This window comes from Candidatus Dependentiae bacterium (genome assembly GCA_026389065.1).
In the GTDB taxonomy this organism is placed as follows: domain Bacteria; phylum Babelota; class Babeliae; order Babelales; family Chromulinivoraceae; genus JACPFN01.
The window spans coordinates 1-2,068 of sequence record JAPLIP010000006.1 but is presented as its reverse complement, the minus strand read 5'-3'; the positions used below and the strand labels follow the sequence as shown (position 1 = coordinate 2,068).

General features: G+C 34.4%; 3 protein-coding genes. 2 read left to right on the top strand and 1 reads right to left on the bottom strand.

Annotation, left to right across the window (positions count from 1 at the left end):
• A partial coding sequence (locus tag NTU89_00175; protein ID MCX5922964.1) for a hypothetical protein occupies nt 1-308 on the top strand: 308 nt, incomplete at its 5' end.
• On the opposite strand, the gene NTU89_00170 is transcribed toward NTU89_00175, so the two are convergent.
• Nucleotides 305-607, bottom strand: coding sequence for a DUF4143 domain-containing protein (locus NTU89_00170; protein ID MCX5922963.1), 303 nt, complete (start codon nt 605-607; stop codon nt 305-307). The two genes, NTU89_00175 and NTU89_00170, sit on opposite strands and share 4 nt — an antisense overlap.
• A 354-nt stretch (nt 608-961) precedes the next feature.
• Here NTU89_00170 and ftsW point away from each other — a divergent pair, with 354 nt between their 5' ends.
• On the top strand, nt 962-2,065 hold the full coding sequence (ftsW, locus tag NTU89_00165; GenBank protein MCX5922962.1) for a putative lipid II flippase FtsW: 1,104 nt from the start codon (nt 962-964) through the stop codon (nt 2,063-2,065).
• Nucleotides 2,066-2,068: the final 3 nt, after the last annotated feature.

Here is a 2,068-nt window from a genome sequence, read left to right as displayed (position 1 = left end):
CAAACGATATCCTAGAAAGTGAAGAAACTATTCCAATCAACCTTTCTTTTAATAAAAAGACAGAAGAATTTATTATTTCAAGAGCCTCGCAGCAGCCACAATCATGTAAAGATTTTTTAAAAGTAACCGCACAGATTTTAAAAGCTCAGGCAAAATATATGGAATCAAAAGAAAAAAAGGCTAAGCAAGACCTGATACCAAAGCAAACAAGCAAAACAAGACCAAGACGCCGATCAATCACATCTTCACACTCTGAAGAATTCGATAAAAATATCCCAATGGAAGAAATTCATATAAAAGAAGACTAAGCAATCAATTTTAACTTTTTTACCAACTCTTGCGCACTTACAAATGTTATTGTCAAATCGTTATGTTTGCGAGTAAAAGATCTATCAACATTATGAGCAACTACCAAATTCTCTCCAGTAGGATACAATGCACGAAACGCTTCAAAATTTTTACCGACATTGTGAGCAAGTCCATCATCAGACGAGCAACTAAACTTACACTCAATAGCCGTTAAAATATTTCCAGCTCTGTTTTTTACAATAAAATCAATTTCTTTACCCTGCTTTGTTCTCCAGTAATGTATCTGTTGTTTTTGCAAATGACCCTTTTTCTTACTAAACACAAAGTCAACTTAGCATTTAGTCTTACCAAAAGCAAAACAGACTTCGCATTTGGTAAAAACTTGCTTATTCAAGACAAACAAATCAAAGAACTAAATAACAAGCTTTTGACAAAAATCATTACCAAACGCGAAGCGGACTTTACATTTAGCGCCTCTAAACGCTAAGTCCACTTTACACTTAGATTAAAAAGAAGCTTTTTGATAAACTAATTTTTTAATCTTCATTGATAAACAACTTTATGCTAACGTTTTTAATCTTCATTGATAAACAACTTTATGCTAACGTAAACAAGTCAATCTAAATAAAAATACTCAGAGCTTAAGGACATGATGTTTATTGAACAAAGATTAAAATATGATCTGACTATGTTTTTAGCCATAAGCTTAACATTTGTCATGCTTGGCGTTATTTTTGTATACTCTTCGAGCTCATTTTTCGCCCTTGAAACATTAAACCAACCTTTATATTTTGTAAAAAAACAGATGTTTGGGATTTTTGTAGGGATATTGGCTTTCTGTTTTGCCCGTATGATTTCTTTACAATTTTTAAAAAGCATAAGTTTTTTTGCTCTTCTGGGTGCAACTATTGCAACCGCATTGCCACTTTTAAAAGCCTTAAGCCATAAAATGAACGGTTCGCATCGATGGTTAAATATTCATGGCTTTATTTTTCAACCAAGCGAACTTTTAAAAGTTGCTCTCGTAATTTATCTTGCGTCACTTCTTTCAAGAAGAAAAATCATGGACCATAATACTTTTAAAACAGCTGCACCTCTTTCAATCATTTTAGGGATCGTCGGATTAATACTTTTAAAGCAACCAGACTTTGGATGCCTGGCAACCCTTTTTGCCACAACACTTATTATGCTTTTTATTGCAAATCTACCGCTGCGCTACTTCATTGGCACGATTGCCCTTGCTGCACCTGCAGCATTTTTCATGATCTATTTGCAACCTTACCGGTGGCAACGAATTTTAACCTATCTTGATCCATGGCAAGATCCCCAAGGGTCAGGATTTCAGATTATTCAATCACTCATTGCTATTGGCTCTGGTGGACTATGCGGAACAGGAATTGCGCAATCACAACAAAAGTTTTTCTATCTTCCAATGCAGCACACTGATTTTATTTTTGCGATCATGGCAGAAGAAATAGGATTTATTGGATCATTGTTTTTTATAATTTTATGTATGGCTTTTGTTTGGTTTGGCTTTAGAATTTCTTGGAATTTAAAAGACTCTTTTGCCGCATACCTGGTTCAAGGCGTTACCGCAATAATTTCTTTGCAATTTATTATAAATCTTTTTGTTTCTACGGGCCTTGCTCCAACTAAAGGTATCGGCCTTCCGTTTATCAGCTATGGAAATACTGCACTTGTTTGCAATCTTTTTATGATTGGACTTGTGGCAAACGCTACTCAAGATAACGCTTAAAAA